Below are 25,311 nucleotides of genomic sequence, written 5' to 3' on the forward strand. Positions count from 1 at the left end.
GCGCTTGACGCAATCCTTGGAATAGGTAAAATTTCGCCTCCCAAGCGGGAATAGCTCAGTTGGTAGAGCGCAACCTTGCCAAGGTTGAGGTCGCGAGTTCGAGTCTCGTTTCCCGCTCCAGATTCAAGAAAAGCGCTCCCGTAAGGGGGCGTTTTTCGTTTGCGTACTGCGCGCTTCATTCCCACTTCACCGCCACTTCTTCGTCTCACCACGCCCCCGCTCGAAGCTGCATCTGTGTTCCTCCAGGACGATGCAGCAATGCCCCACACGCCCTCCGCCTACGACCACGACGTAGTCATCGTCGGCGCCAGTTTCGCCGGTGCCGCCTGCGCCTTGGCGGCCGCCCAATACGGCCTGCGTGTCTGCGTGCTGGAACGCAAGGCCGACCCCGGTGAGCGCCTGCACACCACCGGCATCGTGGTGAAGGAAGCGATGGAGCAGACCTGGCTGGGGCGCATGCCCGGACATCTGGTGCAGCGGGTCGCGAACGTGCGCCTGTATGCCCCCAATCTTCGCAGCGTGTTGCTCGCCGCGCCGGGCTACTACTTCCTCACCACCGATACGCCGAACCTGATGCGCTGGCTGGCCAGCGAGCTGCGCGCGAACGGTGTCGACCTGCGCCTGCAGCAGTCCTTCACCGATGCCCATGGCAATGGTGACGGCTGGCTGGTGGATGGGTCAGGGCGATGTGCCTATCTGGTTGGCGCTGACGGCGTAGGCTCACGCGTGGCACAGCGCACCGGGCTCGGCCAGTTGCGTGACAACCACTACGGCGTCGAACGTGAGTTCGCCGGCCTGCAGGTGACGCAGGGCGATGCGCTGCATTGCTTCGTCAGCAAGCGCTACGCGCCGGGTTACATCGGCTGGGTCGCGCAGAATCCAACCGGCCTGCAGGTCGGGTTGGCGTTGCGTCATGACCCGCAACAGGTGCGGCGGCCGGACATCGATGGTTTCCTCGATCACGTGCGCGACGTGGTCGGCATTCCGCCTTCGGCGCGTCCCTCGGCCACCCGCGCCGGCCTGGTGCGCTGCGGCCGGCCGGACGGGCCGATCACCGGCCAGCGCGTGATCCTGACCGGCGACGCGGCCGGCATCGTCTCGCCGCTCTCGGCCGGCGGCATCCACTCCTCATGGCGACACGGCTGGGCAGTCGGCGAGGCGATTGCCCGCCATCTGCGTGGCCAGGGGCCGGACGCCGAACGGGTGGCGCGGCAGGCCGCGCCTGCATTTCACGGCAAATACCTGCTGCGTTGGGCGATGGATCATCTGCAGGCCGACTGGCCGCTCAACGCACTGCTGCACACGGCGGCTACGCGGCGCATCGCCGAGCAGGTCTACTTCCACCGCCGTGGTGTGCGCACGTGAAGAGAGCAGGTGGGGGCGTCTGAACACCGTCCTTCACTCACGTGAAAATTCCTGTTGACGCCGCGCAGCAATATCGACACAATAGCGCTCCTTCGACGCAGGTCGAACGAAATCTGCGGGAATAGCTCAGTTGGTAGAGCGCAACCTTGCCAAGGTTGAGGTCGCGAGTTCGAGTCTCGTTTCCCGCTCCAGATTCAAGAGGAACGCTCCCGCAAGGGGGCGTTTTTCGTTTGTCATGAAGTTGGCCGGCAGGGCCGCTACAGTCGCGCCACGGCATCTTCATGGCGGGCATGATATCAGTGGCCAAGCGTGACGAATCCGACGTCAGTGTCGCAATCGGAATAGCGGGGCGTATCGGTCGTGGGGATGGCCGCAGGCGCGGGGCTCGGGGAAGGTGGCAACAAGACGCAATGGCCTGGATGTCGCACCAGCGTTCCGTGCGTCGCATGCAGTGAAAGGCTGGCGAAAGGCCAATGGCATCGTTGCCTGAACCGCACGCGTGCTGTGACCTTTTTCGGACCATTTCTCCATGTTCGCTCCACAATCGCACGGTAGCCTTCATGCTCCTTCTACACGTTGGCGGGCTGGTGGTCAGGCGTATCACTCCAGTGGCAGTGCCCAGGACCGGGCGCGGATTCTCCCTGCAGGCAGTGCTGCGCCCCTCCGCGCTGCTGGCAAGCCTGGCCCTGGCTGGCTGCATGTCGGTGTCCGTCCCGGATCTGCCTGATCGCACGCCCAGCGCCTGGACCCAGGTGCCGCAGGGGCAGGGCGTGGCGGTGGATGCCAGGCAGTGGTGGAAGGTGCTGGCCGACCCGGCGCTGGACGGCCTGGTGGACCAGGCCATCGCCGGTAACCTAGACCTGCAGCAGGCCACGCTGCGGCTGCAGGCCGTGCGGATCGTCGCCGGCACCTCGGACTCGCGCTTCCTGCCGGAAATCTCGGCCAGCGCCAAGCAGGTGCAGGACGCTGCTGCGGTCGATACCTATTTCCATGCCGGCATCGAAGCGATCTGGGACCTGGGCCTGTTCGGTGCCGCCGAGAGCGCGCAGCTGGGCGCGCAGGCCTCGGCCGGCAATGCCGAGGCGCTGCGTAGCGCCGCGCAGGTCGCGGTGATCGCCGACGTGGTGCGCAGCTATCTGGACCTGACCGTGGCACAGGCCCAGCAGGACCTGCTGGCCCGGCAACAGGCCGTGGATGATCGCGGCGAGCAGCTGGCTCTGGTCCGCCAGCGTCTGCGCCTGGACGAGCCGGGCGAGCTGGACCGCCTGCGTGCACGCCAGGCCGCCACCCGCGCCGCCATCGCACAGGCTCGGGAAAACGCTGACACCGCGGCCCGCGCGCTGGCATTGCTGCTCGGCCGCGATGGGCCGGATCCAACCTGGCGCGCGTACCGCACGCCGCCGAAGCTGGGCACGTTCTCGCTGCAGCAGGTTCCTGCGGATCTGCTGCGCCACCGGCCACAGATCCTGCTGGCCGAATCCGAGGTGATGCAGGCCGCGGCCAGCAAGGGCTCCGCGCGCGCGGCCATGTATCCGCGGGTCAGCCTCGGCGGCTCGATCCTGTACGCCTACAACCTCACCCAGAACGCGCGCTCCAACTCCGATTCCAGCCCGTCGATCGGTCCGTACATCGATATTCCACTGTGGGACTGGGGCCAGCGCCGTGCGCGCTTCCATGCCGATGAGAAGCAGCTGGATGCCGCGCTGCTCGGCTATCGCAAGGCAGTGCTGGAGGGTGTGAGTGAAGTGGAAGGCGCGCTGGGCAGCCTGGCGCGGCAGGACAGCAGCATCCAGTCGCTGCGTGCGGCCAATGATGCTGCTGGCCAGCAGGTCAAGCGCCAGGCGCGGCAGGTGCAGCTGGGCCTGTCCAGCGAGTTCGATGGGCTGGACACGCAGCGTGCGGCGCTGGCCTCGCATGGCGACCTGATCGCCGCGCAGGGCGCGCGCGTACTGGCGTTCGCCTCGCTGTACCGCGCCTTGGGCGGCGCACCGCTGCCGGTCGAGGCTGAGGGCGAGTTGCAATGATCGCGCTGGCCCGCAAGACCCTGGCCTACGAGTGGCGCCGGTTCCTGCCGGTGGTGCTGGCGATGTGCTTCGCCGGCGTGCTGTTGATCGTGCAGGCCGCACTGGTGCTGGGCATCTTCGGCACCGCCGCGATCTACGTGAAGGCGTCCTCGGCCGATATCTGGGCCGGTTTCCCCGGCACCCAGAGCGTCAACTACGGGCATGCGATCAGCGCGGATGTTGAAAGCCACCTGCGCATGGACCCGGATGTCACCCGCGTCGAACCCTACGAGTGGGTGGATGGTGAGTGGCGTTCCAGTGCGCAGGGCACCGGCAATGTGTCGGTGTACCTGTCCGGCATCTCCACCCGCGACGACGCGATGATGTTCGCTCGCATCCTGCCGGCCGATCTGCGTGCACAGCTGCGTGAACCGGGGGCCGTGATCGTGGACAGCGCCGACCTGGATACGCTCGGCGTGGACCTGCAGAGCAACCGTGCGTGGATCAACGGCAAGGCCGTGCGTGTGGTCGCCGCGCAACCGGGCCTGCGTGGCCTCGGTGGCGTCAACGTGCTGGCCTCGCTGGATACCGCGCGCGCCATCGCCGGCACCGACCCGCATGAGGGCAGCACCTATTTCGTGGCGGGCCTGCGCTCGCCGGAACTGGCCGGTCGCGTGCGTGACCGCCTTGCGGCGTCGATGGGCCAGGCCACACCGGTCGAGTTCTGGACTGCACCGGAGTTCGCCAGCCGCTCGCAGCAGTATTGGCTGTTCGATACCGGCGCAGGTATCGCCGTGTTGTTCATGGCCGTCATCGTCTGCTTCGTCGGTGCGGTGATCACCAACCAGTCGTTCGCTTCGGTGGTGGCCGGTTCGGTGCGCGAGTACGCCACGCTCAATGCACTCGGTGCGGGCCGCTATGCGCTGGCGCGGGTGGTGTTCGAGCAGGCATTGCTGATCGGCGGCGTAGGCATGTTGCTGGCGGCGGCGTTCAGCACGGTGGTGCTGTTGATCGCGCAGACCCAGCGCGTGCCGGTGCAGCTGACGCCGATGGTGATCCTCGGTTGCGTGGCGCTGGTTGCGGTGATGGCCATGCTGTCGAGCATCATGGCGGTGCGCAGCGTGGTCCGCTCCGATCCATCGTTGCTGCTGCGTTGAGGAACGGCCGATGACCTTCAAACATGCCGTCGCCCCCACGTTGCAGGCCGACGTACTGGAAAAGGGCTTCATGTCCGGCGATGTGCAGGTGCCGGTGCTGCGTGGCCTGTCGCTGGACATCTATCCCGGCGAGCTGACCCTGGTATCCGGCCCTTCCGGATGCGGCAAGAGCACGCTGCTGTCACTGCTGTCCGGCCTGTCCGCCCCCGATGGGGGGCGCGTGCATGCACTCGGCCAGGATGTGGGCCACATGAGCCGCGCCGAAGTGGAGCGTTTCCGCCTGCACCATGTCGGTTTTGTGTTCCAGGGCTTCAACCTGTTCCCGGCACTGACTGCGCTGGAGCAGGTGCAGCTGCCACTGGGTTACCGCGGCATGCGCAATCGCGAAAGCGAACCGCTGGCGCGCCGTGCACTGGAAGAAGTCGGCCTCAGCCATCGCAGCCACATGCGCCCGGCGCAGCTGTCCGGCGGTGAGAAGCAGCGCGTTGCTGTGGCCCGCGCGTTTGCCAAGTCGCCGACGCTGATCTTCGCCGACGAGCCCACCAGCGCGCTGGATGCCGAGAACGGCCAGCGCGTGATCGATATCCTGCATCGCTACGCACGTGCGCATGGCGCCACCGTGCTGTGCGTAAGCCACGATCCGCGCCTGATCCGGCATGCCGACCGGGTGATCGCCATGGAAGACGGCATGGTCCGTGATGACCGCCGCCAGAACGAAACTGTAGAGTCCGCCCCATGACCAAGACGTCGAACCTGCTTCCCCTCAGCCTGGCCCTGTCGGCGGCATTGCTGCTCGGTGCCTGTTCCAGGGAAGCGCCCACCCCCGCATCGGCACCCTCAGGCAAGTCGGGTACTGTCGTCGCCGGCAAGGTCGCCGTGGCGCGGGGCATCATCGACGTCGAAGGCGGGCTGATCGCACTGGCGCCACCGGTGGATGGCTCGATCACCGCTGCGCCGGTGAAGGAAGGCGCCGTGGTGAAGAAGGGGCAGCTGCTGCTGTCGCTGGATGGCGCCCTGTTGCAGCAGGAAGTGGCAATGGCCACCGCCGACCTGGCGTTGGCCAATGACCGCCTGAAGGGCAGCCAGGCGCAGCTGCGCGAACTGGAGCGCAACGCCACCCGCCTGTCTACGGGCGCCAGCGAAGGTGTGTCCTCGAACCAGCAGGCCGATGCGGCCAAGCAGCAGCTGGCCGGCGTACGTGCCGATGTCGACGTTGCCGGTGCGCAGGTCGACATGGCCCAGCACAAGCTGGAACACGCCAGGCTGAAACTGCAGCAGATGTCGCTGAGTGCGCCGGAAGCCGGCACGGTGGTCGGCCAGGTGCCGGGCCTTGGCGCCTTCGTGCAGGCGGGCAAGCCGGCGATCTCGTTGTTGCCGGCGCGCCCGCTGCAGGTGCGTGCCGAACTCAGCGCCGCCTATGCCGATGCCGTGCAGGTAGGCATGCAGGCCACGGTGGTGCCGGACAGCGATGGCGCCGAAAGCACCGGCACGCTGCCAACTGCACGCGTGGTGCGCATCAGCCCGGTGTTCGCGCAGGCACGCCTGCCTGAAGACGCAGGGCGCGGCGTGGCCAAGGTGGTCGAGTGCGTGCTGGAGTTCGATGGCGAGGCCAAGGCGCGCTTCGGCCAGCACGTGCGCGTGGAGTTCCGGAAGTAGGCCTGGCGTTGTGTCGGGGCGCTTATGAACCCTTTCGACGCCTGAGTGCCCGCCATGCGCTCACCGCCGACACCACGCACAGCGCCAGCAGCAGGCCCACATCCAGCAGCAGCAACCACAGCAGGTGCATACCGTGTACGGGCGGCTGGTGCATCGCCGACAGCATCCACGGTACCGACCACACAAGCAGCAGCGCGAAGGCGATCAGCAGGCGCAACCACAGCCGCTTCAGTTTCCAGGGCCGCACGATCAAGGCGGCCACCACCAGCTCGACCGTGCCCAGCAGCGTGAACACGATGACGGTGCTGGTTGGGTAGGGCAGCTCGGCGCCTTCCAGGCGATGCAGCAGCCAGTAGTCCGGGGTGAAGCCGGCGTTGACCAGCGCTGCGATCAACGCCAGCCAGGTCAATGCAACCAGCAACCAGAACAGGCGGACGTAGCGTCTAGGCATCGGCGGTGTCCGTGGTGGTGGGCAAGTGGCTGCGTGATGCATGGCGCACGGATATGGCGATCGCGGCCAGTGCCAGCAAACCCGGCCCGACCGTGAAGTACAGCAGGCGCAGCGGATGGTTGTGCATCAGCGTCCAGGTTGCGAATGCCAAGGGAATGGCCAGCACGAGCAGCTTGGCGAACAGCGGCCGCAGCACCGCAATCAGCGGCTGGGCGCCAATGAACATCCAGAACAGATGGAACTGGGCGATGCCCAGGCCGATGTCACGATGTGACGTAAAGCCGAAATGGTCGCGATACCCGTTCATTCCCAGTGGTATCAGTGCCCAGTACAGCAGGGCCACCAGCAGGTGCAGCAGCAGGGCGATCAACAGGGGCGTGCCGCGAAGGAACATGGGCGAACCGGGCCGGGCGGGGCAGCGTACCCCAGCGCGGACGCCTGTGACCGCATGATGTGAAGACTGTTGACGGCGTGAAGGAATTTGGACACAATAGCGCTCCTTCGACGCAGGTCGAATGGAATCTGCGGGAATAGCTCAGTTGGTAGAGCGCAACCTTGCCAAGGTTGAGGTCGCGAGTTCGAGTCTCGTTTCCCGCTCCAGATTCTACAGGGCCCCGGTAGGGGCCTTGTTTTTCTCCCGCCACGGCAAGGCGGGGCACGTTGGGCCACAAGGCTTTACGCGCAGTCAGAAAGGTGAAATCGCTGGTGTGTTTTCCGGATTTCCGGTAGCATGTCGGCTTACGCGGGAATAGCTCAGTTGGTAGAGCGCAACCTTGCCAAGGTTGAGGTCGCGAGTTCGAGTCTCGTTTCCCGCTCCATGTTCCGACAGGCCCCATCTTGGGGTTTTGTCTTGTCAGGGCTACGTTCCTGGCGCGCAGTACGTTGGCCTCATGGCAGAGTGGCTATGCACCGGATTGCAAATCCGTTTACAGCGGTTCGATTCCGCTTGAGGCCTCCAATTGAAAAGCCCTGACTCCGGTCAGGGCTTTTTGTTTGCCTGGATACCGGCACGCGCCCGGATCGATACCCGCTACAGCATGGCCAGCGCCTGCACCGTGGCCTGGGTCAGCGGCTGGGGCAGGGCATCCCGCGCGAACCAGCCCAGCCCGGTCTGCACGCCCGGTTCCTGGATGGAGGCCTCGGCAGCGGCAGATGCCCGTGCCTCGAAGATCGGCGCGACCCAATGCTGCGCAAGCGCCGGCTCGAAATGATCGGCCACGCACAGCAGGCGCAGCAACGTCACTTCCAGCGCCGTCTCCTCGCGGATTTCACGGACCACGGCAGCCTCCACCGTTTCCATCCAGTCGACTTTTCCACCGGGCAGGCCCCAGTGCCCGCGCTCCGGCTCGCGTCCGCGCTGGATCAGCAGGATGCGGCCGTCGGCATCACGGACGACGGCGCCACATCCAACGCGGGGAATCTGCAGTTCAGTCATGGCGTTGGGTGAAGAAGGGACGTTCTTCATTCTCGCATGCACGTCGCATCAGGCGGACCCGCGCTAGGCTGGGCGCCTGTGTATCAACAACCTCGCAGGTGTGTCGCATGCTCATCCGGCAGCTTGGTGCTGACGACGCCGACATTCTCTGGCAGGCACGGTTGCAGGCGCTTGGCGAGTCGCCCGCTGCGTTCCTGTCCACGCTGGCCGAAGCGCAGAATGAGACGGCAGACGTGATGCGCATCCAACTTGCTGATCCTGGCACGCGCTACTTCGGCGCTTTCATCGACGGCATGCTTGCGGGCTTCCTGCGCTACGTACGCCCGATGCGGATGGCGCGACGGCATACGGCGGAAGTGCACAGTGTCCATGTGGGCACCGACCATCGTGGCCAGGGTGTCGCCCGCCAGCTTCTTCGTGCTGCGTTTGCGTCTGCGCGCGCCGAGGGCATTGAATCGGTCACCCTGACGGTGCTGGCGGACAATACTGCCGCGCGCAGGCTGTATGAATCGCTGGGTTTCAGCGCACTCGGAAGGGAGCCGCGGGCAGTCAAGCGCGAGGGCAGCTACACGGATATCGTTTCGTACTGGATCACGCTGCACTGACAGCGAAACGTTACCGCGGGCATGGTCATGTTTCCGTGGCACGATGAGGCTGGGCACCGGTTCCAGGAAGACAGGGCAATGCACGTTCAGGTATCCAGCAGGGAGCGCGTGGCGCCGGAACACCGTCAGCAGGCGGTGGATCTGCTCCGCGAGGCTTTCCCGGACATGCAGGGCGAGGGCTACGCCATCCCGGGGCCGGTCGCTCTGGTCCTGGCGATGGAAGGTGATCACGTGGTCGCCCACCTCGCACTGTACGAACGCAATGCACTGCTGGACGGCGAGCCGGAACGCATCGGTCTGATCGGCGGCGTGGTGGTGCGTGCCGACGTTCGCCGGCAAGGCGTTGCCTCGCGCTTGATCGAAGCGGCCCATGCAGAGCTGCGCCTGCACGGTATCGATTTCGCCGTGCTGTTCGCTCTGGATCATCGGCACTATGCTTCTGCGGGCTATGTGCCGATGCAGAACGAGACCTGCTTCATTGAAGACGGTCAAGCACGCCGGTTCGTCTATCGCGGCGGCATGGTGGCCACGCTGGGAGCGCGCCGCTGGACCACGGATGTGCTCGATCTGCAGGGCGAAACGGTCTGAATGGCGCCAGCGTGCAGTCGCCACCAAACCACCGTATCGTGGCGGTTGTCCAATGAACCAGGGAGCGGTGCAGGATGAAAGGGAAGGCAGTGATGGCGATGATCCTGCTGGGGTGTGCCCCGTTGGCATCGGCCCAGGTCTACAAGTGCAAGGGCGCATCCGGCGAAACGGTGTACAGCCAGAATCCTTGTGCTGCCGGCGCTGAACCCATGAAGCTGCGTTCCAGCCGTTCCTCCACGGAAACAGCGGGGGAGGCATCGAACCGCGCGGCGGTGTACCAGAACACCGAACTGGCCGACGCCGGCATCGCCGAGCGCAACTGCGTGCAGGGTGAGCGCTCGCGCATCTACGGTCCGCTGGAGTCCCGCAGCCAGCAGGTTGGCCGGCAGGTCGCCGAGCTGAACCATCAACTTGCTGCGGCGGGCACCAACCTGGCCGGCGCGACACAGGACTCCGGCATCCGTGCACAGATCGCCAGCCTGCAGCAGTCGTTGAGCGCTGAGCGCGTTGCAGCAGATACGCAGATGTCGAACGCGCGCGAACAGTGTGCATCGGTCCGGCGCGAACGTGAGCGGTCGGTGCGCGACAAGTTCAGCAGTTCGACCGCCCCTGCGAATTGACTGGTCACTGCGCGGTAGACGCGCGCATGGGCGTTTCCGCGCGGAAGTTGCGCCCGACCGGCTCTCCTACACCCAGGTAGTGCCGGAACAGGTAGATCAATGGTTTCCAGCGCGCCACATCGATGTGCTGGGTGCCGTCCACGGTGATGTCTTCGTGCGCATGCACGCAGCGGATGCGGGCTTCGACGATCACGAAGCCCTGGCCATCATCCTCGCCGGGCGGATGCATCGCCATTACGCTGGCCTCCACCTGTAACGGGCATTCGGCAATCGCCATCGGCGCAACGTGGGTGGATGCGACGGGGCTGAACCCGCCCAGCGCGAATTTGTCACGCACGTGCACGTAGCCCATCGCCTGCTTGGCGGCCGGCACAGGGTTGCAGCCGGTCGCTCTGGCGATGGCCTCGACCTGTGCGGCCTGCGCGGATGAGGGAAAGTTCAGCACGCACTGGTTGCGCAGCTGCAGGTTGCGATAGCCCTGGCCCTGCGTGCCGAGGCCCAGTACCACGCGGTTGCCCAGTGCCCAGAACGAAGAAAGCGGGCTGATGTTGTTGCTGCCATCGTCATTCAACGTGGTCATCAGCAGCACGGGCGTGCCCGGGTACAGGACCGATGGGGTGATGCGGCGGCGCTGGATCGAGGCGGTGTTCACGGTGGATCTCACGGTGGCGGGACGGCCACTGTGGCGTGGTTGCGGGCACCGAAGCTTCGGTCTGCATCGAAGTGTCTGCACGGGTGGGCGTGCCACAATCCCGGCATGGTCCACACCTCTGGTTCCCTTGTCAGTGTCGGCGCCCTGGTCGGTGACCAGGCACGCGCGGCCATGCTGCTGCAGTTGATGGACGGGCGTGCCTACACCGCAACGGAGCTGGCGCACGTGGCCGGTGTGACCCCGCAGACGGCGAGCATGCACCTGCGCAGGCTGGTCGAAGGTGATCTGCTGGTGGCGCTGGCGCAGGGGCGGCATCGCTATCACCGGTTGGCGTCAAGCGAGGTGGCAGAGATGCTCGAAGGCATCCTGCGCGTGGCCGACCGTACCCCCTCGTGTACCGCTGCGGCCGCGCGCAGCATGCCCGCGCTGCGCGAGGCGCGTTCCTGCTATCGGCACCTGGCCGGTGTGCACGCGGTAGCCATCACCGATCGCCTGCTGCAGGTGGGGCATGTGCTGCCCTGCGAAGGGCATTGGCGGATCAGCGCCGAAGGCGCCGCATTCCTCGGCGGGCTGGGCCAGCCACTGCGCGAGCTTCTGCGGCAGCCGGTGGTGGCCAAGCCGGCGCGTTATTGCCGTGGCTGTCTGGATTGCACCGAACGTCGCCCGCACCTGGCAGGCCTGGTCGGTGAGGCGATGCTGGACAGTTTCGTGAACAACGATTGGCTTCGGCGCGTGGAAGGCCGCCGGGAACTGCGCCTGACCCCACCGGGGCGTGAGGCATTGTGGCGGCTGTTCAACCTGGCGACCTGAGGTGCCCGTCCAGTCTCAGTCACCCACGACATGGCAAGGCGTTATGGTCGAGTTCCACGTCTCAGGGAGCTGCAATGGCGAGCAAGGACATCACGGGTCGCTTCGGGCACGGAGCGAATCGGAAATGAGCAAAATCTTGGCAGATGTGCGCTGGCTGACCTTCCGGTTGAAGAACGGGCAATCCATTGGACCGGAGCGGCTGAAGGACGGATGGGTGATTGCCTCGGAGACCGCTCGCTGCGAGGTCCGCCGCGAGCATATCGAGGGATCGGGCATGGTGTATGCACTGTATGCGCCGGCCAACCTGGCCTCGCCACGGCGGGCGGAAATGCGCATGCGCGAATTCCTGATGAGCTCCGGCTACACCTTCACGATGGGCACGCTGGGCGGTTGATCCGGCCTGTTGCGGCAACGGGCGCACGGTCAAGGCCTGGTCAAGCGTGCCAATTGGACCGCGCGCATCGTGCAGCACCGTGCGGGTCAGGCCAAGCCCCTGTCGGCCGAACGAGACTGACGTGTCGAAGCCCAGCCATTCGCCTTCGGGCGTGCCGAACAGGTGGGCTGAGCCGGCCCCCGAAGGAGCCGGCCGGACACCGGTCAGGGCGACGGGCAGTCCATTTCACGACACAGCTTGTATTCGGCCAGGCACTGCTCGGAGGTCTTGCCCAGCGGTCCATGTGATGTACGCAGGCACTGCTCGTACTTCAGGGTGCAGAACTCGCAGGAATCTGCAGCGAAGGCCAGGCCGGTCACGGCCATGCCAAGGAGCATCACGGTCTTCAAGGTCGTCTTGATCATCACGTCAGTCCTTTGTGTGCCCGTCAATGGGCCGGGCCACCATAGCAGCACTTGCTGGACGGTCCTGATGCGCTGCGGCACGCGCTGGTCTCAGTGCTGTACCGCCTTCAAGGCGTCGACCACCTGTGCTTCCGAAAAGCCACAATGCCCTTCGCCCACCGATGGCAGTACCCGTGGCGCTGGCCGCGCACCGGCGTGTGCGGCCAACTGCGGATACGCCGTCTGCATGTGCGGCACGATGGTCGGGTCGTTGTGGTTGAACTGGATCACCAGCGGGCGCTTCAGGGCGCCGGTCAGCGCCAGCGTCGCGCGCACCTTGGCCTGCGCGGCGGGTACAGCTTCGATGCGCTGCACCCCGGCATTGAATGCGGAGTCATCGCCGAAGCCGCTGTAGACCACGCCCCTGTTGCCGACCGGCATGCCACCGCTGCGTGTGGCCAGTTCATGCAGGACCAGGGCGTGCAGGCTGATCGTGCCGGCCACTTCGCCGCGGGAGACCTGCAGCCGCTGCGCCAGCAACGCGGCATGCGCCGGGTCGCGCTGCAGCGCAGTAGCGATTCCCTGGTACAGCTCACCCTGCGGCAGCAGGGCCGCTTCGCGCGATGCCAATCCGGTGCCCGGCAGCCCCTCCGCCTTGGGGAAGAAATAATCGAACGCGACCAGCGTGGTCAGCAGGTCGGCCGCGATCTGTTCGCCACTGAGATTGGCACCGCACAGCGACACGCCACCGGCATAGTGCTGCGGGAAGCGCTCGAGGCTGCCGATGGTCACGGCGCCGCCCATCGAGAAGCCCAGCATCCAGGTGTGCTGCACGCGCTTGAGTTCACCCAGCGCATGGTGTCGCAGGTGTTCCATGTCGTTGACCGCATCAGCCACCGCCCAGCCCTGGCCGGAATACGCGCTCTGCGCGACGGCGTAACCGGCGCCCAGCAGCGCTGCCGTGCTGTCGTTGGCGGCCATTGGCATGGTGCGCGGCACGCCCACGGGCTCATAGCCGTGGGCCAGCATCACCAGGTCGCCGTTCCAGTCTGCCGGTACATCCAGCCGCCAGGGGGCGCCCTGCAGCTCGCCGCTGAGCGTGCGTGGCGCCGAGGGTGGTGCTGCCAGCAATGCCGTCGAAGGAAGCAGCAGGCCAAGGGCGAGGGCACATCGAAGCAAGGGGCGCATCGTGGTCATTCCATGCGGGAATGGCGCCGAGCATAGATGCCAATGAAACGTTGCGCGCGCTGCACTGCCGCAGGGGGTTGCGGGCCGAAGAGGCGGCGCTCTACGCTGGCGGCATGGCCCCGCATGTCACCGCGTCGATTATCCGCATTCCCCACGGGAAGGCGGGGTAGCGCGCGGTCGTCACGGCCCTGCAACCCGCCCGGGAAGGCGGATTGCACGCAGCGCTCTCCCGGGAACTGGAATCCACCGAGGAGATCGTAGATGCAATACCCTTCACCCGCCGCCGACGGCGCAACCCTGCACCTGCTGTGCGGCAAGATTGGCGCAGGAAAGTCCACGCTGTCGCGGCAACTGGTGGCGAGGCCGCACCACGTGCTGATCAGCGAGGACGCATGGTTGGCAGCGCTGCACCCGGGCGAAATCCACTCCATCGCGGATTATCTGCAGCGCGCAGCCACGCTGCGCAGCGTGCTGACCGATCATCTGCGTGCGCTGCTGCAGGCCGGCGTTTCGGTGGTGCTCGATTTTCCCTTCAACACGCCCGCCACCCGCGCGTGGGCGCGTGAGGTGTTCTCGCCAGTGGGCGCCGCGCATCAACTGCACTTCCTCGATGTTGCCGACGAAGTCTGCAAGGCGCGGCTGCGTGCACGCAATGCGCGCGGCGAGCATCCCTTCCAGGCCAGCGATGAGGAATTCGAGCAGATCACCCGTCACTTCGTAGCACCGGCCAGGGAAGAAGGCTTCGTGGTAATCCGCCATACGGCGTAGGGGTGGCCTGGAAGCGGATCAGCGCGCGGGCGCCGGTCCACCGCAGGCGACGCGATGCATGGGAAAGTCGATCGCCTGTGCCGGATTGTCCTGCGCGATCTCGATGCGCGCATGCGCCCGCTGCTCGTCCAGGCGCCGGTAGCGGATGCGCTGCGGAAAGTCGTTGGTCGGGTTCTCGAACACCGCCTCGTTGCCATCGACCCGCGTGGCGTTGAAGTCCGTGGCGTTCTGGCCAGAGGGCAGGGCGGTCAGCACCAGGCGCCCATCATCGTGCTGGCGCAGTTGCATGAATTCGAAGCCGACGGTTCGCCCGTCACGCAGGCTGCGGCTGCTGCCGAACAGGGTGTTTCCAGCAAGGCTGGACCACTGCTCGCCGGCGCCGGGCGGCTGCCCGTCAAGTTGCCAGCAGCCGGCCAGCCAGGCCAGGTGTTCGATCTTCGACGGCGGCGAGGCCTGTGCGTGGGCCACCGCAAGCAGCAGCGTCAGCAGGGCCGGGGCGATGCGGATCGACATCGGTGCCTCCATGCGCGGGAATCTGGGGCCTGTATAGCGCCCGGTGGACCGCCCGGCCAGTGCCCTCCTTTCCTGCAGTGATTCCGATACGATCTGTCGCACTGAGCCTGTCTCGCTTGACCCAACGTCCCGCCATGGTCGATCGCCTCGCCATTCTGCTTGAACGCTTCGCGGTCACCGCCTCGGTGTTCCATGCCGGTGCGCTGTGCGGCATCAACACGCTGGACGGCGAGGATGAGGCCGGCCAACTGCACCTGGTGCGACGTGGCCCGCTGCAGGTCAGTCATGGCCAGCAGACCGTACAGGTCGAGGTGCCCAGCCTGCTGCTGTACCCGCGCCCGATGCCGCACCGCTTCAGTACCGATCCTCAGCAGGGCGCCGACATGGCCTGCGCGAACCTGCATTTCGAAGGCGGCCGGCTGAATCCGATCAGTGCCGCGCTGCCTGATTTCATCTGCCTGCCACTGGCCGAGCTGTATGGCGGCAAGGCGGCCCTGGAGTTGTTGTTCGAAGAAGCGTTCGAGCAGCGTTGCGGGCGAGCGGCGATGGTCAACCGTCTGTTCGAGGTGGTGATGATCCAGGTGCTGCGCCAGCTGATGGAAGGTGGCGAAATGCGCGGCGGTCTGTTCGCTGGGCTTGGCCATCCGCGATTGCGGCTGGCGCTGGTGGCGATGCATGAAGCCCCGGCGCAGGGATGGACGCTGGAAGATCTGGCCGAGGTGGCCGGGATGTCACGCAGCGTGTTCGCCGCCAGCTTCCGCGAAGCGATGGGGACCACCCCGGGCCAGTACCTGCAGGGCTGGCGGGTTGGGCTGGCACAGCAGGCGCTGCGCCAGGGCCGGCCGCTGAAGCGGATTGCCGACGAGGTGGGCTATGGCAGCGAGGCGGCACTCTCGCGCGCGTTCAAGGCGCACACGGGGCAGTCACCACGCGAATGGCGCGGACAGGCGCGTGCTGGCGCGGCCTGAGCCTCAGCCCAGGACCAGCCGGGCCAGCTTCATGCCACCGAACAGGCCGGCCAGGCCCAGTGCCACCGAGCCACCGGCATACAGCGCGGCCAGCCCATGCTGGCCGCGCTGCAGCAGCAGGCCGATCTCCAGCGCATAGGTGGAGAACGTGGTGTAGCCGCCGAGGATGCCGGTGGCGAGCAGCAGGCGCAGCTGCGGCGAGGCGCCATTGCGCATCGCGAAGACCTCGACCACCACGCCCATCAGCAGCGCGCCGCTGATGTTGATCAGGAAGGTCGACCAAGGCCAGGGGCTGCCGACGGCCACCCGGGCGCCGATCAGGTTGCAGGCATGGCGAAGGCAGGCGCCGATGCCACCTCCGATGAAGACCAGGACATAGTTGTTCAGCGTTTGCATCGCGTGCCTCGAGTGCAGGGTCGATGGCGAACGCCGAGGGCAGGCACGGCCTGCCATCGACGAACACCGGGTTCGTCTTGGCAGGAGCCATCAGCCTTCTCAGGCGGTTATCGGGGGAGCCCCATCCCCATCGTGGTCCATGCTACCAGCGGTAGTGCATTCACGTCATCGAGGTGGTCAGCACGCGGGCGACCTTGCTGCGGCTGAAGCCATCCATCAGCAGTTCGAACGCGAGCAGGTCCAGCGCCGCGTGGCGGCGGTGGTCGATTTCCAGGCCATTCTTGGCCACCAAGTGACTGACCAGCTCGTAGGCGTCCTGCCATACATCCAGGTGGGCCTGGCTGGGAATGTAGGCGTTACCCGGCTCCCCGACGCCGCGCCCGTTCACTCCGTACAGCAGCTCGCGTGCGTCCAGCTTGGCCGCATCTGCGATGCGGAACAGCTGCTCGGCTTTCACATGGGACGCACTGACATGGTCGTTGAGCCAGTTGCTGATGGTTGCCGTGGTGGATTTGGCGGCGCGGGCCAGATCGGCCGGGCGGGGGTGCCCGGCTTTCTTCATGGCGGCGGCGAGTCGTTGGCCGAGAGTATTCATCTATGCAAGCCAGCTTAACGCGTGGAATGCGAAGAATCCTTGCCGCAAGAATAAGTCTGGTTAACAGAAGGGCAGACCATGACCGAATTCTGGAACAAGCGGCAGGTTCGCACGCGGCTGGGATTCCAGACCGATGCGGAGCTGGCGCGCTTCTTCGGCATCAGCCGTTCCGCAGTATCGCAATGGCCGAAAGACTTCCCGATTCCGGCTCTGCGGCAATACATCCTGCATCAGCGCTACCCGAACCTGTTCCCCGCAACTGCCGCCGCCGAAGTCGAATCCATCTGAATGACGCCGCCTTTTGTCGCATTTAGCACGCTAAGCACATTCTGTTAAGTACACTTAGCAAAATAGGAAAAACTGATCGTTCTGGCAGTACCGATCGTCGACGCCTACCGGCTGCCGTGCCAGGTGCCTGGGTCGCGTTGTCGGCTTCACCCCATCCGGGAGGGGCGGGGTCCCGTATGTAGTTTCGTGAACGATTAATAATTTCAATCGCGAAAGTCGCTGCATGTAATTGACCTGTCGTGAAATCTGTGACTAATTTGGATCAACCGGACGTGAAGCCCGGGAGTCTTTCAGTAGCACGCAAGTGAGTCGGTAGACCGTCAACGATGCAGAACAAGTCCAACGGAGGTCGTATGGAATACGGCATGCATGGCTTGGCTGAACGGGTACGCCGCGAACTGGAAGCCAGCTATCACAAACACGGATGCGGTCCGGCGTTCTGGGATACCTACCAGCAGGTGCTGGACCGGCTCGTCCCGCAGGGGACCGAGCGTACCGAGTTCACCAACGAAATGGCGCTGATCATCGAGCAGCTGGGCATTGTCCGACGTGCGCAGCTGGTTCCGCCGCACGCCGACGGGCCGCGTTGATTCAGAACAAGCGCCAGGCGCCGAAGGCAAGCAGCGTCAGCATCAAGCACAGCAGGGCCAGGGTCCGGGGTCGCCACCAGCGCTTCTGTTGCCCGGCCATCGCCTGCGGACTGCAGTAACGCACCAGCCCCGGACCGAACCCGGCCCGGTGCTGTTGCTGTGCGCAGGCTTCCAGGCAGGCGCCGCAGGCCAGGCAGTCGGCCTGCGGCCCCTGGCGGATGTCCAACTGCATCGGGCAGGCGCTGACACAGGCGGCACAATCGGTGCAGTCTCCGAGACGATCGGCGTTGAAGGTCGGCATCGGTCCGGCCAGCAGCGGGTGCGCGGCGCGGAACACGTAGTCCTGGGCGGTGGTCGGGTCGAGCAGGCCACGACCCCGGCCCAGTACGCCGCCCAGCCCCGACGGGCGCGGCCCGCGCGGCTCGCCGCGTCGGGCGTCGTACAGCATGCGTGGCGTGTGTGGATCGGTCAGCAGCGGCTGCATGCGTGCGAATGGGCACAGCGAACGGCAGACCTGTTCGCGCAGGAAACCGGCATTGCCCCAGGTGGCGGCGGCGTAGAACAGCACCCAGAAGGTCTCCCAGCCGCTCCAGCCGGCACGCGGCGCTGCGATCACCAGCTCGGCGATCGGGCTGAACAGGCCCACGAAGGTAATGCCGGTCCACAGTGAGAGCAGCCCCCAGGCCAGCTGCGTGGCCGCGCGCGCAACGCGTGCCGGAAGCGTGCGGACCATGCCGTCGGCGATCCAGTCGAAGGTGCGGCGCCACAGTGTCTGCGGGCAGGCATGGCCGCACCAGATGCGCCCGGCGAGGTGGGTGAGCAGGGCAAGGCCCACCGCGAGCACCGCCAGCAGGCCGATCAGCACGCCGACGTCGTTGGGCCACAGGGTCCAGCCGAACAGGTCGAAGCGCCGCGCGTTGATGTCCAGCAGCAACGCCTGCCGCCCGTCCCAGCGCAGCCACGGCAGGGCGTAGAACAGTGCCAGCAGGGCAGTGCTGAGCGTGCCGCGCCAGTGCCGGGGCCTGGTTCTCGAGGTAGGGCGCGCGCTCATCCCAGTGGCAGCTCGTCGTCGTCGTCACTGGGCATGGGGCGTTGCAGGTACCAGGTGACCGCGCTGGACAGCGCCGTCACCGTCCAGAACATGAAGAAGCCTGCGGTATAGCCCAGCTCGCGGCTGATGGAGGTGTCCGGGAAACTGATTGCCTGCAGGCGCAGGGGATCGACGAAGGCGAAGAACACCACGCTGGCCACGCCCGCGGCGATGAAGCTGGGCCAAAGGATGGCGCCCCAGTGCTGGATCAGCTGCTGGCGGCGGCTGGGAGAGGGTCTGTTCATGCTGTCCCGGATCGAAAAGTGGGCGGCGCGTATACTCCGCCGAGGTTGGCGCAGCATCCGCAGGGCATGCTTCCTGCAGGCGTGCCAGCCTAGGTGCAGCCGACTGCGCCGACATTGATCTGGATCAACGGTGGTGCCGCCTCGCTGCGGCACACTGCCGGCACGCTTTGGGTACCCCGATGAACGCAACACCGCCGCCTGTTCTCCCCGTCGCCTCGCCTGGGTTGTGTACCGAGCAGGAGGTGACCCGCCTGGTCCACGACTTCTACGCGCGCGTGCGCGAGGAAGAGCGCCTCGGGCCGGTGTTCGAGGCGCATGTGCACGACTGGCCAGAGCACCTGGCACAGCTGGTCGACTTCTGGTCGGCGATGCTGCGCGGTACCCGCCGCTTCAAGGGCTCGCCGATGTCCAAGCACATGGCCATCGAGCTGGACAAGGACCTGTTCGACCGCTGGCTGGTGCTGTTCCGGATCACCACGGCCGAATGCGACAACCCGGCGATGCAGGAACTGGCCAACGACGTGGCCGCACGCATCGGCGATACCTTCTGGAAGCGCTACCAGATGCTGCGCTGGCCCCAGGTCGGGCTGCCGGTGCTGGGGATCGCCGCCAAGGATTGATCTGGGTCAAGGCGGCAGCGGCCGTCCGGCGCGATGCTGGTGGCATGGACACGTTCTCTCCCGCCGCCGGTGGCCTGGCTTGGACCTTCGACCCCGACCTTCTGCGCCGGCATGACCGGCCGGGGCCACGCTACACCTCGTATCCGACCGCGCCGCACTTCCACGATGGCTTCGATGCACCGGCGCTGCGCCAGGCGATTGCCGACAGCAACAAGCTGGCACGCGCGCTGTCGCTGTACGTGCATGTGCCGTTCTGTTCCAGCCCGTGCTTCTACTGTGGCTGCAACCGGGTGATCACCCGCGATCGCGGTCGTGGCCACAGCTATGTTTCGCGCCTGCTGGCCGAGGCCGATCTGCTGGCACCACAGTTCGATGACGGTCGCGAGGTCATCCAGCTGCATCTCGGCGGCGGTACGCCGAATTTCCTGGATGCCGAGGCGATGACCACGCTGGTGGAAGGCCTGCGCCGTCGCTTTGACTTCAGCGATTCGCCGCAGCGCGATTTTTCGATCGAGCTCGATCCGCGCTTCATCGATGCCCGCGACGTGGGGATGCTGGCGCGGCTGGGGTTCAACCGGGCCAGCCTGGGCGTGCAGGATTTCGACCCGTTGGTGCAGGAATCGATCAACCGCGTGCAGGGCGTGCAGCAGACCCTGGACATCCTCCGTGCGTGCCGCGACAGCGGCATGCGTTCGGTAAACGTCGACCTGATCTACGGCCTGCCCGGGCAGAGCCTGGAGGGATTCGGGCGAACCCTGGACGGGGTACTGGCGCTGCGCCCCGACCGCCTGGCGGTCTATGGCTACGCGCACCTGCCGCATCTGTTCCGCGCGCAGAAGCAGATCGACGAAAGCCGGTTGCCCTCTCCAGAAGACAAGCTGGCGCTGCTGGGGCTGGCGGTGGAGAAGCTCTCCGCGGCCGGCTACCAGTACATCGGCATGGATCATTTCGCATTGCCGGAGGAGGATCTTTCACGCGCGCAGCGTGCCGGCCAGCTGCATCGCAACTTCATGGGCTACACCACCCACGCCGATACCGATTTGCTCGGCCTGGGCGTCAGTGCGATCAGCCATATCGGTGCCACCTACAGCCAGAATCCACGTGACCTGCCGTCGTGGGAGGACGCGGTGGACCAGGGACAGTTGCCGGTCTGGCGCGGTGTCGCGCTGAGTGCCGACGACCAGCTGCGCGCGGAGCTGATCCAGCAGCTGATGTGCCAGGGCGAGGTGGATGGTGCAGTGCTGGGGCAGCGCCACGGCGTGGATTTCCAGCAGTACTTTGCCGAAGACCTGCGTGCGGTGCAGCGGCTGCAACAGGACGGCCTGGCCGAGTACCGGGAGGGGGTCGTGCGCGCCAGCGAGCCGGGGCGACCACTGCTGCGGTTGCTGGCGATGTGCTTTGACCCCTACCTGCGCGCCGCACACGAGCAACCACGCTACTCGCGTGCGATCTGATCGCTCAGGGCTTTTTGCCGACGCCGCGTTCTGGATGACGGGCGGCCATGCCACCACTGGCGGTGGTGCGCCACCTGCCGCTCAGGTCACGTGTGCTGGTGGAGCGCGCACCGTTGCTGTACTGCGTGATGACCCTGCCGCTCAGGTCGGTGCTGGTGTCGGACTAGCTGCCGTCGCTGTAGGTGCTGCGATTGCGGCCACTGAGGTCAGAGGTGGTGGGCGAGCGGCTGCCGTCACTGTGCTCGGCGATCACGCGCTTGGACAGATCGCGCGTGATGCGGCTGGAAGACCCATCGCTGTAGCGGATGTCCACGCTTCCGTCGCGATTGTGGCGGCTGTCGGAGTAGGACTGCGCCAGCGCCGGAAGGCTGATCACGCACAGCAGGGGGAGTATCAGGACAGACAGCTTCATGTGCGGGTTCCTTGTGCAATGCCCCGAAGGGCGGACGCCATCCTGCGCTGCGATGTTGGTGCCCGGAGCCGGAATCGAACCGGCATGGGGTCGCCCCCGGCGGATTTTAAGTCCGATGCGTCTACCAGTTTCGCCATCCGGGCCTGCAGCGCGGCGCCGATTGTAGCCCACCTGCAGCGCGACGACCGGATCGCGTCGCGGCGGTGACGTGCTTAACTGTTATCCCTGTTCATGTCATAGTCCCAGCCATCGTTCCCAGGGGGGGAGCCACCCGATGTCGCTGCACGCGATTGCCTATGCCAGTGAGGCCCGCGCCGATCTGCGGACAACCGATCTTGATCGCCTGCTGGCCGATGCCACGGCCTTCAATCGTGTAGCCGGCGTCACCGGTGTGCTGATGTTCGACGGCAGCCGCTTCCTGCAGTATCTGGAAGGCCCCGAAGATGGCATCGATTCGGTGTTCCAGCGCATCGCCAATGCACGCAGCCATGCGCAGATGAGGGTGTTGTGCCGCGCGCCGGTACTGCAGCGTGCGTTCCCGCGCTGGTCGATGGGCACGCGGCGGATCGATGCGGACCTGCTGACCCAGATCGTTGACGCGCCGTGGCCGGGTTTCCTGCTGGGTAGTGGAGGTTTCGAGCGCCTGCTGCAGGCCTGGACCGGTGCCGATGGCGAGCTGGAACCCGCTGCGGTCGCGCTGGGCTCTTGAGCCCGCCTTGGCGGCGGGGTACCGGGGCCGTTAGGCTGTAGCCTTCCTCGTGCGGGTTTTCCGGAGTGGTACAGCGAATGAGTGGGTTGGCCGAAGCCATGGCAGCACGCATCAGGTTTCACCCGGTGCACGGGATGTGCCGATGAGCGTGCCCGTTGCCGCGGCGGTGACGCCGCGTTTCGCTGTGATCGGCCTGGGTTACGTCGGCCTGCCGTTGGCGGTGGCGTTTGGCCGGCACTGGCCGACACTGGGCTTTGACATCGATGCCGGCCGCATCGCCGAGCTGCGCGGTGGCCGCGATCACACGCTGGAGATGGAGGCTGACGAGCTGGCCGAAGGCACGCATCTGCAGTACGGCAGCGATCCTTCGCTGCTCGATGCCTGCAACGTCTATATCGTCACCGTGCCTACCCCGATCGACGCCTACGAGCAGCCCGACCTGGAGCCATTGCGTTCGGCCAGCCGCCTGATCGCCAGCCATCTGCGCACGGGCGATCTGGTGATCTACGAATCCACGGTGTATCCCGGCACCACCGAAGAGGTCTGCGTGCCGCTGCTCGAGCAGGGCTCGGGCCTGCGCTTCAACGAGGATTTCTACTGCGGCTACAGCCCGGAGCGGGTCAGCCCTGGCGATCGCCAGCGGCGCCTGGCCGACATCCGCAAGATCACCTCCGGCTCGACGCCCGAGGTCGCGGCGGTGATTGATGGCCTGTACCAGCGCATCATCGACGCCGGGACCTTCCCGGCGCCGTCGATGCGCGTGGCCGAAGCAGCGAAGGTGGTCGAGAACATCCAGCGCGACGTCAACATCGCGCTGGTCAACGAGCTGGCGCTGATCTTCGACCGGCTCGGCATCGATACCCAGGACGTGCTCGATGCGGCGGGCAGCAAGTGGAACTTCCTGCCATTCCGGCCCGGCCTGGTGGGGGGGCATTGCATCGGCGTGGATCCGTATTATCTGCTGCACAAATCCGAAAGCGTGGGCTACCACCCGGACCTGATCCACACCGCACGCCAGGTCAACAACCGCGTCGGCGAGCACGTCGCCGCGCGGGTGCTGGCCATGCTGGCCGAGCGTGGCCGCGCACCCGCGCAGTCGCGTGTCCTGGTGCTGGGCGTGACCTTCAAGGAGGACTGCCCGGACCTGCGCAACAGTCGCGCGCTGGAACTGGCCCAGCGACTGCGCGATGCTGGTGCCGAGGTGGAAGTCAGCGACCCGTGGGTGGGCCCGGCGGCGCTGGCCGAGGCCGGCGTGCAGTGGCTGGCCGAGCCGGTTCCAGGCGGCTATGACGCGGTGGTGCTGGCGGTGGCCCATGCCCGCTTCAAGGCCATGGATGAAGCGGCCATCCGGGGCCTGCTTGCACCTGGTGGGCTGGTCTACGACGTGAAATCGGCCTGGCCGCGCAACGTGGTTGACGGTCGCCTGTAAGCCTGGGCGGCGGGCAGCGCGGTAGACTCGGGAGCAGTTGCAACCGAGGAAAGCCATGCACCGGTATATCGTCTACCTGCTCGCCATCCTGATGTTCCCGATATGCCTGTGGCTGGCCACGATATGGCCGGCCTGGTATTGGGGCGTCGGCCTGACTGCCGCGATGGTGGCATTGGGGACCTGGGATCTGCTGCAGAAGCGCAGCACGCTGCGCCGCAACTATCCGGTGTTGGCGCATTTCCGCTACGGGCTCGAATCGATCGGACCGGAAATCCGCCAGTACTTCGTGCAGAGCGACCTGGAGGACGTGCCGTTCTCGCGCCAGCAGCGCGCGCTGATCTACCAGCGCTCCAAGAACGAGATGGACACGGTACCGTTCGGCACCCTGCGCAGCACCTATGCGGTGGACTACGAGTGGATCAACCATTCACTGGCACCGACTGCCATCGCCAAGCATGACTTCCGCGTGCTGATCGGTCCGAACTGTGCCAAGCCCTATTCGGCCAGCGTGTTCAACATCTCGGCGATGAGCTTCGGTTCACTGTCGGCGAATGCGATCCGCGCACTGAACGAAGGCGCGCGGCGCGGTGGTTTCTACCACGACACCGGCGAAGGCTCGATCTCGCCCTACCACCGCGAGATGGGCGGTGACCTGGTGTGGGAAATCGGCTCGGGCTACTTCGGTTGCCGCGACGAGAAGGGCGGTTTCAGCGAGGAACGCTTCGTTGCCAATGCCACCCATGACCAGGTCAAGATGATCGAGATCAAGCTGTCGCAGGGTGCCAAGCCAGGCCATGGCGGCGTGCTGCCAGCGCCGAAGGTGACCGCCGAGATTTCGGTGACGCGCGGTGTGCCGATGGGCGTGGACTGTGTGTCGCCGTCGCGTCATTCTGCGTTCTCCACGCCGGTGGAGCTGTTGCAGTTCGTCGCCCGCCTGCGCGAGCTGTCCGGTGGCAAGCCGGTTGGTTTCAAGCTGGCCATCGGCCACCCGTGGGAGTGGTTCGGCATCGCCAAGGCGATGCAGGAAACCGGGCTGCTGCCGGACTTCATCGTGGTGGACGGCGCCGAAGGCGGCACCGGCGCGGCACCGGCCGAGTTCGTCGACCATGTCGGCGTGCCGATGCACGAGGCGCTGCTGCTGGTACACAACACCCTGGTCGGCCTCGACCTGCGCGAGCGCATCCGCATCGGTGCGGCCGGCAAGATCACCAGTGCGTTCGACATCGCGCGCACCATCGCGCTGGGCGCCGACTGGTGCAATGCCGGCCGGGGCTTCATGTTCGCGCTGGGCTGCATCCAGTCGCTGAGCTGCCATACCGACAAGTGCCCCACCGGCATCGCCACCCAGGACCCGGCGCGCTGGAAGCATCTGGATGCAACGGACAAGGCCACCCGCGTGTACAGCTACCACGAGCATACGCTGCATGCCTTGAAGGAACTGTTGTGTGCCGCGGGCCTGAATGATCCGGCTGAACTCGGGCCGGAACACATCCTGCGCCGTGTTTCGCCGGTGGAGATCCGTTCGCTGGCCTCGCTGTACCGTTACCTGGAACCGGGCGAGCTGCTGCACAAGGTGCCGGACCACGCCGTGTTCCATGCGTTCTGGGCCGATGCGCGCAGCGATTCCTTCCAGCCGCCGCCGAAGATCCAGGCGCTGCGCGCCAGCAAGTCGCGATGACGTGATGTTGTAGAGCCGACCCCAATCTCCGCCGCTAATCCCTCACACCTCCCCCTTTTGCAACCAAAAACAGCCCACCCAGGGCTCGGCTCCCCAACGAGATGTGAAGCATCTCAAGACCCGCAACCTGGATTTCCCGGCCCAGTTGTGGGGGGGGCGCACCCCGTGCGTGCGGGCGGTGTATAATAAAAAAATGAACCAGCCGAAGATCAACTTCGTTTTTAATAAGGTGGTCGCCCGATATATAAA

31 protein-coding genes, 6 tRNA genes, 1 pseudogene and 1 riboswitch are annotated in these 25,311 nt (G+C 66.0%); of the genes and pseudogenes, 24 read left to right on the forward strand and 14 right to left on the reverse strand.

Features of this window, described 5'->3' with window-relative positions:
- The first annotated feature begins 44 nt into the window (after positions 1–44).
- The 7 genes from QRO91_RS06010 to QRO91_RS06040 all read left to right on the forward strand — a co-directional run bounded on the left by QRO91_RS06010 (position 45) and on the right by QRO91_RS06040 (position 6,181).
- Positions 45–120: transfer RNA gene (locus tag QRO91_RS06010), tRNA-Gly, on the forward strand.
- Between the two features lie 138 nt (positions 121–258).
- Positions 259–1,365, forward strand: a complete 1,107-nt coding sequence (locus QRO91_RS06015) for an NAD(P)/FAD-dependent oxidoreductase (protein ID WP_197650983.1) — start codon at positions 259–261, stop codon at positions 1,363–1,365.
- A 115-nt stretch (positions 1,366–1,480) separates the two neighbouring features.
- Positions 1,481–1,556, forward strand: a tRNA-Gly gene (locus QRO91_RS06020).
- A gap of 369 nt (positions 1,557–1,925) precedes the next feature.
- Positions 1,926–3,389, forward strand: coding sequence for a TolC family protein (locus QRO91_RS06025; RefSeq protein ID WP_197650981.1), 1,464 nt, complete (start codon positions 1,926–1,928; stop codon positions 3,387–3,389).
- Positions 3,386–4,525, forward strand: coding sequence for an ABC transporter permease (locus QRO91_RS06030; RefSeq protein ID WP_197650980.1), 1,140 nt, complete (start codon positions 3,386–3,388; stop codon positions 4,523–4,525). The genes QRO91_RS06025 and QRO91_RS06030 overlap by 4 nt, the downstream gene beginning before the upstream one ends.
- Before the next feature lie 10 nt (positions 4,526–4,535).
- Positions 4,536–5,264 (forward strand): ABC transporter ATP-binding protein, encoded by a 729-nt coding sequence (locus QRO91_RS06035; RefSeq protein WP_197650978.1) that lies wholly within the window; start codon positions 4,536–4,538, stop codon positions 5,262–5,264.
- Positions 5,261–6,181, forward strand: a complete 921-nt coding sequence (locus tag QRO91_RS06040) for an HlyD family secretion protein (RefSeq protein WP_197650976.1) — start codon at positions 5,261–5,263, stop codon at positions 6,179–6,181. Before QRO91_RS06035 ends, QRO91_RS06040 begins: the two co-directional genes overlap by 4 nt.
- A 22-nt stretch (positions 6,182–6,203) precedes the next feature.
- On the opposite strand, the gene QRO91_RS06045 is transcribed toward QRO91_RS06040, so the two are convergent.
- On the reverse strand, positions 6,204–6,632 hold the full coding sequence (locus QRO91_RS06045; protein ID WP_049429469.1) for a hypothetical protein: 429 nt from the start codon (positions 6,630–6,632) through the stop codon (positions 6,204–6,206).
- The gene (locus QRO91_RS06050; RefSeq protein ID WP_197650972.1) at positions 6,625–7,026 is read right to left on the reverse strand and encodes a hypothetical protein; all 402 of its coding nucleotides are present in this window, start codon (positions 7,024–7,026) and stop codon (positions 6,625–6,627) included. Before QRO91_RS06050 ends, QRO91_RS06045 begins: the two co-directional genes overlap by 8 nt.
- A gap of 130 nt (positions 7,027–7,156) precedes the next feature.
- Here QRO91_RS06050 and QRO91_RS06055 point away from each other — a divergent pair.
- The 3 genes from QRO91_RS06055 (at position 7,157) to QRO91_RS06065 (ending at position 7,590) form a co-directional block, all read left to right on the forward strand.
- A tRNA-Gly gene (locus QRO91_RS06055) sits at positions 7,157–7,232 on the forward strand.
- 142 nt (positions 7,233–7,374) lie between these two features.
- A tRNA-Gly gene (locus QRO91_RS06060) sits at positions 7,375–7,450 on the forward strand.
- Between the two features lie 66 nt (positions 7,451–7,516).
- A tRNA-Cys gene (locus QRO91_RS06065) sits at positions 7,517–7,590 on the forward strand.
- Between the two features lie 72 nt (positions 7,591–7,662).
- Here the strand turns inward: QRO91_RS06065 and QRO91_RS06070 are convergent.
- Positions 7,663–8,067, reverse strand: a complete 405-nt coding sequence (locus tag QRO91_RS06070; protein WP_049430614.1) for an NUDIX domain-containing protein — start codon at positions 8,065–8,067, stop codon at positions 7,663–7,665.
- A 107-nt stretch (positions 8,068–8,174) separates the two neighbouring features.
- Between QRO91_RS06070 and QRO91_RS06075 the strand changes: the two genes are divergently transcribed.
- The 3 genes from QRO91_RS06075 (at position 8,175) to QRO91_RS06085 (ending at position 9,880) form a co-directional block, all read left to right on the forward strand.
- Entirely contained in the window at positions 8,175–8,672 is a 498-nt protein-coding gene (locus tag QRO91_RS06075; protein ID WP_197619660.1) for a GNAT family N-acetyltransferase, read from the forward strand.
- 78 nt (positions 8,673–8,750) lie between these two features.
- Complete coding sequence (locus QRO91_RS06080) at positions 8,751–9,260, forward strand: GNAT family N-acetyltransferase (protein ID WP_285310314.1); 510 nt, start codon at positions 8,751–8,753, stop codon at positions 9,258–9,260.
- A gap of 74 nt (positions 9,261–9,334) precedes the next feature.
- Positions 9,335–9,880, forward strand: coding sequence for a DUF4124 domain-containing protein (locus QRO91_RS06085; RefSeq protein WP_197632352.1), 546 nt, complete (start codon positions 9,335–9,337; stop codon positions 9,878–9,880).
- A 4-nt stretch (positions 9,881–9,884) separates the two neighbouring features.
- Here QRO91_RS06085 and QRO91_RS06090 read toward each other — a convergent pair whose 3' ends face one another.
- Positions 9,885–10,532, reverse strand: a complete 648-nt coding sequence (locus tag QRO91_RS06090) for a flavin reductase family protein (protein ID WP_049430621.1) — start codon at positions 10,530–10,532, stop codon at positions 9,885–9,887.
- 105 nt (positions 10,533–10,637) lie between these two features.
- Here QRO91_RS06090 and QRO91_RS06095 point away from each other — a divergent pair, with 105 nt between their 5' ends.
- Positions 10,638–11,342, forward strand: coding sequence for a helix-turn-helix transcriptional regulator (locus tag QRO91_RS06095; protein WP_049430624.1), 705 nt, complete (start codon positions 10,638–10,640; stop codon positions 11,340–11,342).
- Between the two features lie 124 nt (positions 11,343–11,466).
- Positions 11,467–11,736: a hypothetical protein gene (locus QRO91_RS06100; RefSeq protein ID WP_197650970.1), complete on the forward strand. Its 270-nt coding sequence runs from the start codon at positions 11,467–11,469 to the stop codon at positions 11,734–11,736.
- 84 nt (positions 11,737–11,820) lie between these two features.
- On the opposite strand, the pseudogene QRO91_RS22485 reads toward QRO91_RS06100, so the two are convergent.
- The 3 genes and pseudogenes from QRO91_RS22485 to QRO91_RS06110 form a co-directional block, all read right to left on the reverse strand.
- Positions 11,821–11,955, reverse strand: a pseudogene (locus tag QRO91_RS22485) (hypothetical protein); the annotation flags it as partial.
- A complete protein-coding gene (locus QRO91_RS06105; RefSeq protein WP_049430627.1) occupies positions 11,940–12,140 on the reverse strand; it encodes a hypothetical protein in 201 nt (66 codons plus the stop codon). The gene QRO91_RS06105 and the pseudogene QRO91_RS22485, both read right to left, overlap by 16 nt.
- A gap of 90 nt (positions 12,141–12,230) precedes the next feature.
- Complete coding sequence (locus QRO91_RS06110; protein ID WP_049430629.1) at positions 12,231–13,307, reverse strand: S9 family peptidase; 1,077 nt, start codon at positions 13,305–13,307, stop codon at positions 12,231–12,233.
- 261 nt (positions 13,308–13,568) lie between these two features.
- Between QRO91_RS06110 and QRO91_RS06115 the strand changes: the two genes are divergently transcribed.
- Positions 13,569–14,075 carry an ATP-binding protein gene (locus QRO91_RS06115; RefSeq protein ID WP_197619664.1) on the forward strand — a complete coding sequence of 169 codons (507 nt, stop codon included), beginning with the start codon at positions 13,569–13,571 and terminating at the stop codon, positions 14,073–14,075.
- An 18-nt stretch (positions 14,076–14,093) separates the two neighbouring features.
- On the opposite strand, the gene QRO91_RS06120 is transcribed toward QRO91_RS06115, so the two are convergent.
- Complete coding sequence (locus QRO91_RS06120) at positions 14,094–14,588, reverse strand: DUF6265 family protein (protein ID WP_049430632.1); 495 nt, start codon at positions 14,586–14,588, stop codon at positions 14,094–14,096.
- 134 nt (positions 14,589–14,722) lie between these two features.
- On the opposite strand from QRO91_RS06120, the gene QRO91_RS06125 reads away from it, so the two are divergent.
- Entirely contained in the window at positions 14,723–15,556 is an 834-nt protein-coding gene (locus QRO91_RS06125; protein ID WP_197619684.1) for an AraC family transcriptional regulator, read from the forward strand.
- Between the two features lie 3 nt (positions 15,557–15,559).
- Here the strand turns inward: QRO91_RS06125 and crcB are convergent, their stop codons facing one another.
- Both crcB and QRO91_RS06135 read right to left on the reverse strand, forming a co-directional pair.
- Complete coding sequence (crcB, locus tag QRO91_RS06130) at positions 15,560–15,952, reverse strand: fluoride efflux transporter CrcB (RefSeq protein ID WP_049430634.1); 393 nt, start codon at positions 15,950–15,952, stop codon at positions 15,560–15,562.
- Between the two features lie 74 nt (positions 15,953–16,026).
- Positions 16,027–16,090, reverse strand: a riboswitch (Fluoride riboswitch).
- Positions 16,091–16,112: 22 nt separating this feature from the next.
- Entirely contained in the window at positions 16,113–16,514 is a 402-nt protein-coding gene (locus tag QRO91_RS06135) for a transcriptional regulator (protein ID WP_197619686.1), read from the reverse strand.
- A 111-nt stretch (positions 16,515–16,625) separates the two neighbouring features.
- Between QRO91_RS06135 and QRO91_RS06140 the strand changes: the two genes are divergently transcribed.
- On the forward strand, positions 16,626–16,835 hold the full coding sequence (locus tag QRO91_RS06140; RefSeq protein ID WP_049430635.1) for a hypothetical protein: 210 nt from the start codon (positions 16,626–16,628) through the stop codon (positions 16,833–16,835).
- A gap of 353 nt (positions 16,836–17,188) precedes the next feature.
- Positions 17,189–17,425, forward strand: a complete 237-nt coding sequence (locus QRO91_RS06145) for a hypothetical protein (protein ID WP_005408923.1) — start codon at positions 17,189–17,191, stop codon at positions 17,423–17,425.
- Position 17,426: 1 nt separating this feature from the next.
- On the opposite strand, the gene QRO91_RS06150 is transcribed toward QRO91_RS06145, so the two are convergent.
- Together QRO91_RS06150 and QRO91_RS06155 are read right to left on the reverse strand one after the other, a co-directional pair.
- Complete coding sequence (locus tag QRO91_RS06150) at positions 17,427–18,476, reverse strand: 4Fe-4S dicluster domain-containing protein (RefSeq protein ID WP_049430637.1); 1,050 nt, start codon at positions 18,474–18,476, stop codon at positions 17,427–17,429.
- Positions 18,473–18,760, reverse strand: coding sequence for a hypothetical protein (locus QRO91_RS06155; protein ID WP_111203420.1), 288 nt, complete (start codon positions 18,758–18,760; stop codon positions 18,473–18,475). Before QRO91_RS06155 ends, QRO91_RS06150 begins: the two co-directional genes overlap by 4 nt.
- Before the next feature lie 179 nt (positions 18,761–18,939).
- Between QRO91_RS06155 and QRO91_RS06160 the strand changes: the two genes are divergently transcribed.
- Both QRO91_RS06160 and hemN read left to right on the forward strand, forming a co-directional pair.
- The gene (locus QRO91_RS06160) at positions 18,940–19,380 is read left to right on the forward strand and encodes a group III truncated hemoglobin (protein WP_049430639.1); all 441 of its coding nucleotides are present in this window, start codon (positions 18,940–18,942) and stop codon (positions 19,378–19,380) included.
- Positions 19,381–19,424: 44 nt separating this feature from the next.
- Positions 19,425–20,834, forward strand: a complete 1,410-nt coding sequence (gene hemN, locus QRO91_RS06165; protein WP_049430659.1) for an oxygen-independent coproporphyrinogen III oxidase — start codon at positions 19,425–19,427, stop codon at positions 20,832–20,834.
- Between the two features lie 163 nt (positions 20,835–20,997).
- Here the strand turns inward: hemN and QRO91_RS06170 are convergent, their stop codons facing one another.
- Complete coding sequence (locus QRO91_RS06170; protein WP_049430641.1) at positions 20,998–21,246, reverse strand: hypothetical protein; 249 nt, start codon at positions 21,244–21,246, stop codon at positions 20,998–21,000.
- 56 nt (positions 21,247–21,302) lie between these two features.
- Positions 21,303–21,389: transfer RNA gene (locus tag QRO91_RS06175), tRNA-Leu, on the reverse strand.
- A 131-nt stretch (positions 21,390–21,520) separates the two neighbouring features.
- On the opposite strand from QRO91_RS06175, the gene QRO91_RS06180 reads away from it, so the two are divergent.
- From QRO91_RS06180 to QRO91_RS06190, 3 genes are all read left to right on the forward strand, one after another.
- Positions 21,521–21,955 carry a BLUF domain-containing protein gene (locus QRO91_RS06180; RefSeq protein ID WP_049430643.1) on the forward strand — a complete coding sequence of 145 codons (435 nt, stop codon included), beginning with the start codon at positions 21,521–21,523 and terminating at the stop codon, positions 21,953–21,955.
- Between the two features lie 142 nt (positions 21,956–22,097).
- Positions 22,098–23,384 (forward strand): nucleotide sugar dehydrogenase, encoded by a 1,287-nt coding sequence (locus tag QRO91_RS06185; protein WP_049430646.1) that lies wholly within the window; start codon positions 22,098–22,100, stop codon positions 23,382–23,384.
- A 55-nt stretch (positions 23,385–23,439) separates the two neighbouring features.
- Positions 23,440–25,062: an FMN-binding glutamate synthase family protein gene (locus QRO91_RS06190; RefSeq protein WP_049430648.1), complete on the forward strand. Its 1,623-nt coding sequence runs from the start codon at positions 23,440–23,442 to the stop codon at positions 25,060–25,062.
- Positions 25,063–25,311 lie beyond the last annotated feature (249 nt).

Origin of the sequence: Stenotrophomonas maltophilia group sp. Smal32 (assembly GCF_030237085.1) — a bacterium.
Lineage (GTDB): Bacteria > Pseudomonadota > Gammaproteobacteria > Xanthomonadales > Xanthomonadaceae > Stenotrophomonas > Stenotrophomonas maltophilia_Q.

Bases quoted from the DNA above. Each gene is read 5' to 3' on its own strand.
- QRO91_RS06150 (WP_049430637.1), bottom strand. From the start codon at position 18,476: ATGAGCGCGCGCCCTACCTCGAGAACCAGGCCCCGGCACTGGCGCGGC.
- QRO91_RS06145 (WP_005408923.1), top strand. From the start codon at position 17,189: ATGGAATACGGCATGCATGGCTTGGCTGAACGGGTACGCCGCGAACTG.
- QRO91_RS06100 (WP_197650970.1), top strand. From the start codon at position 11,467: ATGAGCAAAATCTTGGCAGATGTGCGCTGGCTGACCTTCCGGTTGAAG.
- QRO91_RS06070 (WP_049430614.1), bottom strand. From the start codon at position 8,067: ATGACTGAACTGCAGATTCCCCGCGTTGGATGTGGCGCCGTCGTCCGT.
- QRO91_RS06190 (WP_049430648.1), top strand. From the start codon at position 23,440: ATGCACCGGTATATCGTCTACCTGCTCGCCATCCTGATGTTCCCGATA.
- QRO91_RS06180 (WP_049430643.1), top strand. From the start codon at position 21,521: ATGTCGCTGCACGCGATTGCCTATGCCAGTGAGGCCCGCGCCGATCTG.
- QRO91_RS06120 (WP_049430632.1), bottom strand. From the start codon at position 14,588: ATGTCGATCCGCATCGCCCCGGCCCTGCTGACGCTGCTGCTTGCGGTG.
- QRO91_RS06030 (WP_197650980.1), top strand. From the start codon at position 3,386: ATGATCGCGCTGGCCCGCAAGACCCTGGCCTACGAGTGGCGCCGGTTC.
- QRO91_RS06040 (WP_197650976.1), top strand. From the start codon at position 5,261: ATGACCAAGACGTCGAACCTGCTTCCCCTCAGCCTGGCCCTGTCGGCG.
- crcB (WP_049430634.1), bottom strand. From the start codon at position 15,952: ATGCAAACGCTGAACAACTATGTCCTGGTCTTCATCGGAGGTGGCATC.
- QRO91_RS06015 (WP_197650983.1), top strand. From the start codon at position 259: ATGCCCCACACGCCCTCCGCCTACGACCACGACGTAGTCATCGTCGGC.
- QRO91_RS06080 (WP_285310314.1), top strand. From the start codon at position 8,751: ATGCACGTTCAGGTATCCAGCAGGGAGCGCGTGGCGCCGGAACACCGT.
- QRO91_RS06115 (WP_197619664.1), top strand. From the start codon at position 13,569: ATGCAATACCCTTCACCCGCCGCCGACGGCGCAACCCTGCACCTGCTG.
- QRO91_RS06160 (WP_049430639.1), top strand. From the start codon at position 18,940: ATGAACGCAACACCGCCGCCTGTTCTCCCCGTCGCCTCGCCTGGGTTG.
- QRO91_RS06155 (WP_111203420.1), bottom strand. From the start codon at position 18,760: ATGAACAGACCCTCTCCCAGCCGCCGCCAGCAGCTGATCCAGCACTGG.
- QRO91_RS06125 (WP_197619684.1), top strand. From the start codon at position 14,723: ATGGTCGATCGCCTCGCCATTCTGCTTGAACGCTTCGCGGTCACCGCC.
- QRO91_RS06075 (WP_197619660.1), top strand. From the start codon at position 8,175: ATGCTCATCCGGCAGCTTGGTGCTGACGACGCCGACATTCTCTGGCAG.
- QRO91_RS06105 (WP_049430627.1), bottom strand. From the start codon at position 12,140: ATGATCAAGACGACCTTGAAGACCGTGATGCTCCTTGGCATGGCCGTG.
- QRO91_RS06110 (WP_049430629.1), bottom strand. From the start codon at position 13,307: ATGCGCCCCTTGCTTCGATGTGCCCTCGCCCTTGGCCTGCTGCTTCCT.
- hemN (WP_049430659.1), top strand. From the start codon at position 19,425: ATGGACACGTTCTCTCCCGCCGCCGGTGGCCTGGCTTGGACCTTCGAC.
- QRO91_RS06085 (WP_197632352.1), top strand. From the start codon at position 9,335: ATGAAAGGGAAGGCAGTGATGGCGATGATCCTGCTGGGGTGTGCCCCG.
- QRO91_RS06035 (WP_197650978.1), top strand. From the start codon at position 4,536: ATGACCTTCAAACATGCCGTCGCCCCCACGTTGCAGGCCGACGTACTG.
- QRO91_RS06135 (WP_197619686.1), bottom strand. From the start codon at position 16,514: ATGAAGAAAGCCGGGCACCCCCGCCCGGCCGATCTGGCCCGCGCCGCC.
- QRO91_RS06025 (WP_197650981.1), top strand. From the start codon at position 1,926: ATGCTCCTTCTACACGTTGGCGGGCTGGTGGTCAGGCGTATCACTCCA.
- QRO91_RS06170 (WP_049430641.1), bottom strand. From the start codon at position 21,246: ATGAAGCTGTCTGTCCTGATACTCCCCCTGCTGTGCGTGATCAGCCTT.
- QRO91_RS06185 (WP_049430646.1), top strand. From the start codon at position 22,098: ATGAGCGTGCCCGTTGCCGCGGCGGTGACGCCGCGTTTCGCTGTGATC.
- QRO91_RS06045 (WP_049429469.1), bottom strand. From the start codon at position 6,632: ATGCCTAGACGCTACGTCCGCCTGTTCTGGTTGCTGGTTGCATTGACC.
- QRO91_RS06140 (WP_049430635.1), top strand. From the start codon at position 16,626: ATGACCGAATTCTGGAACAAGCGGCAGGTTCGCACGCGGCTGGGATTC.
- QRO91_RS06050 (WP_197650972.1), bottom strand. From the start codon at position 7,026: ATGTTCCTTCGCGGCACGCCCCTGTTGATCGCCCTGCTGCTGCACCTG.
- QRO91_RS06095 (WP_049430624.1), top strand. From the start codon at position 10,638: ATGGTCCACACCTCTGGTTCCCTTGTCAGTGTCGGCGCCCTGGTCGGT.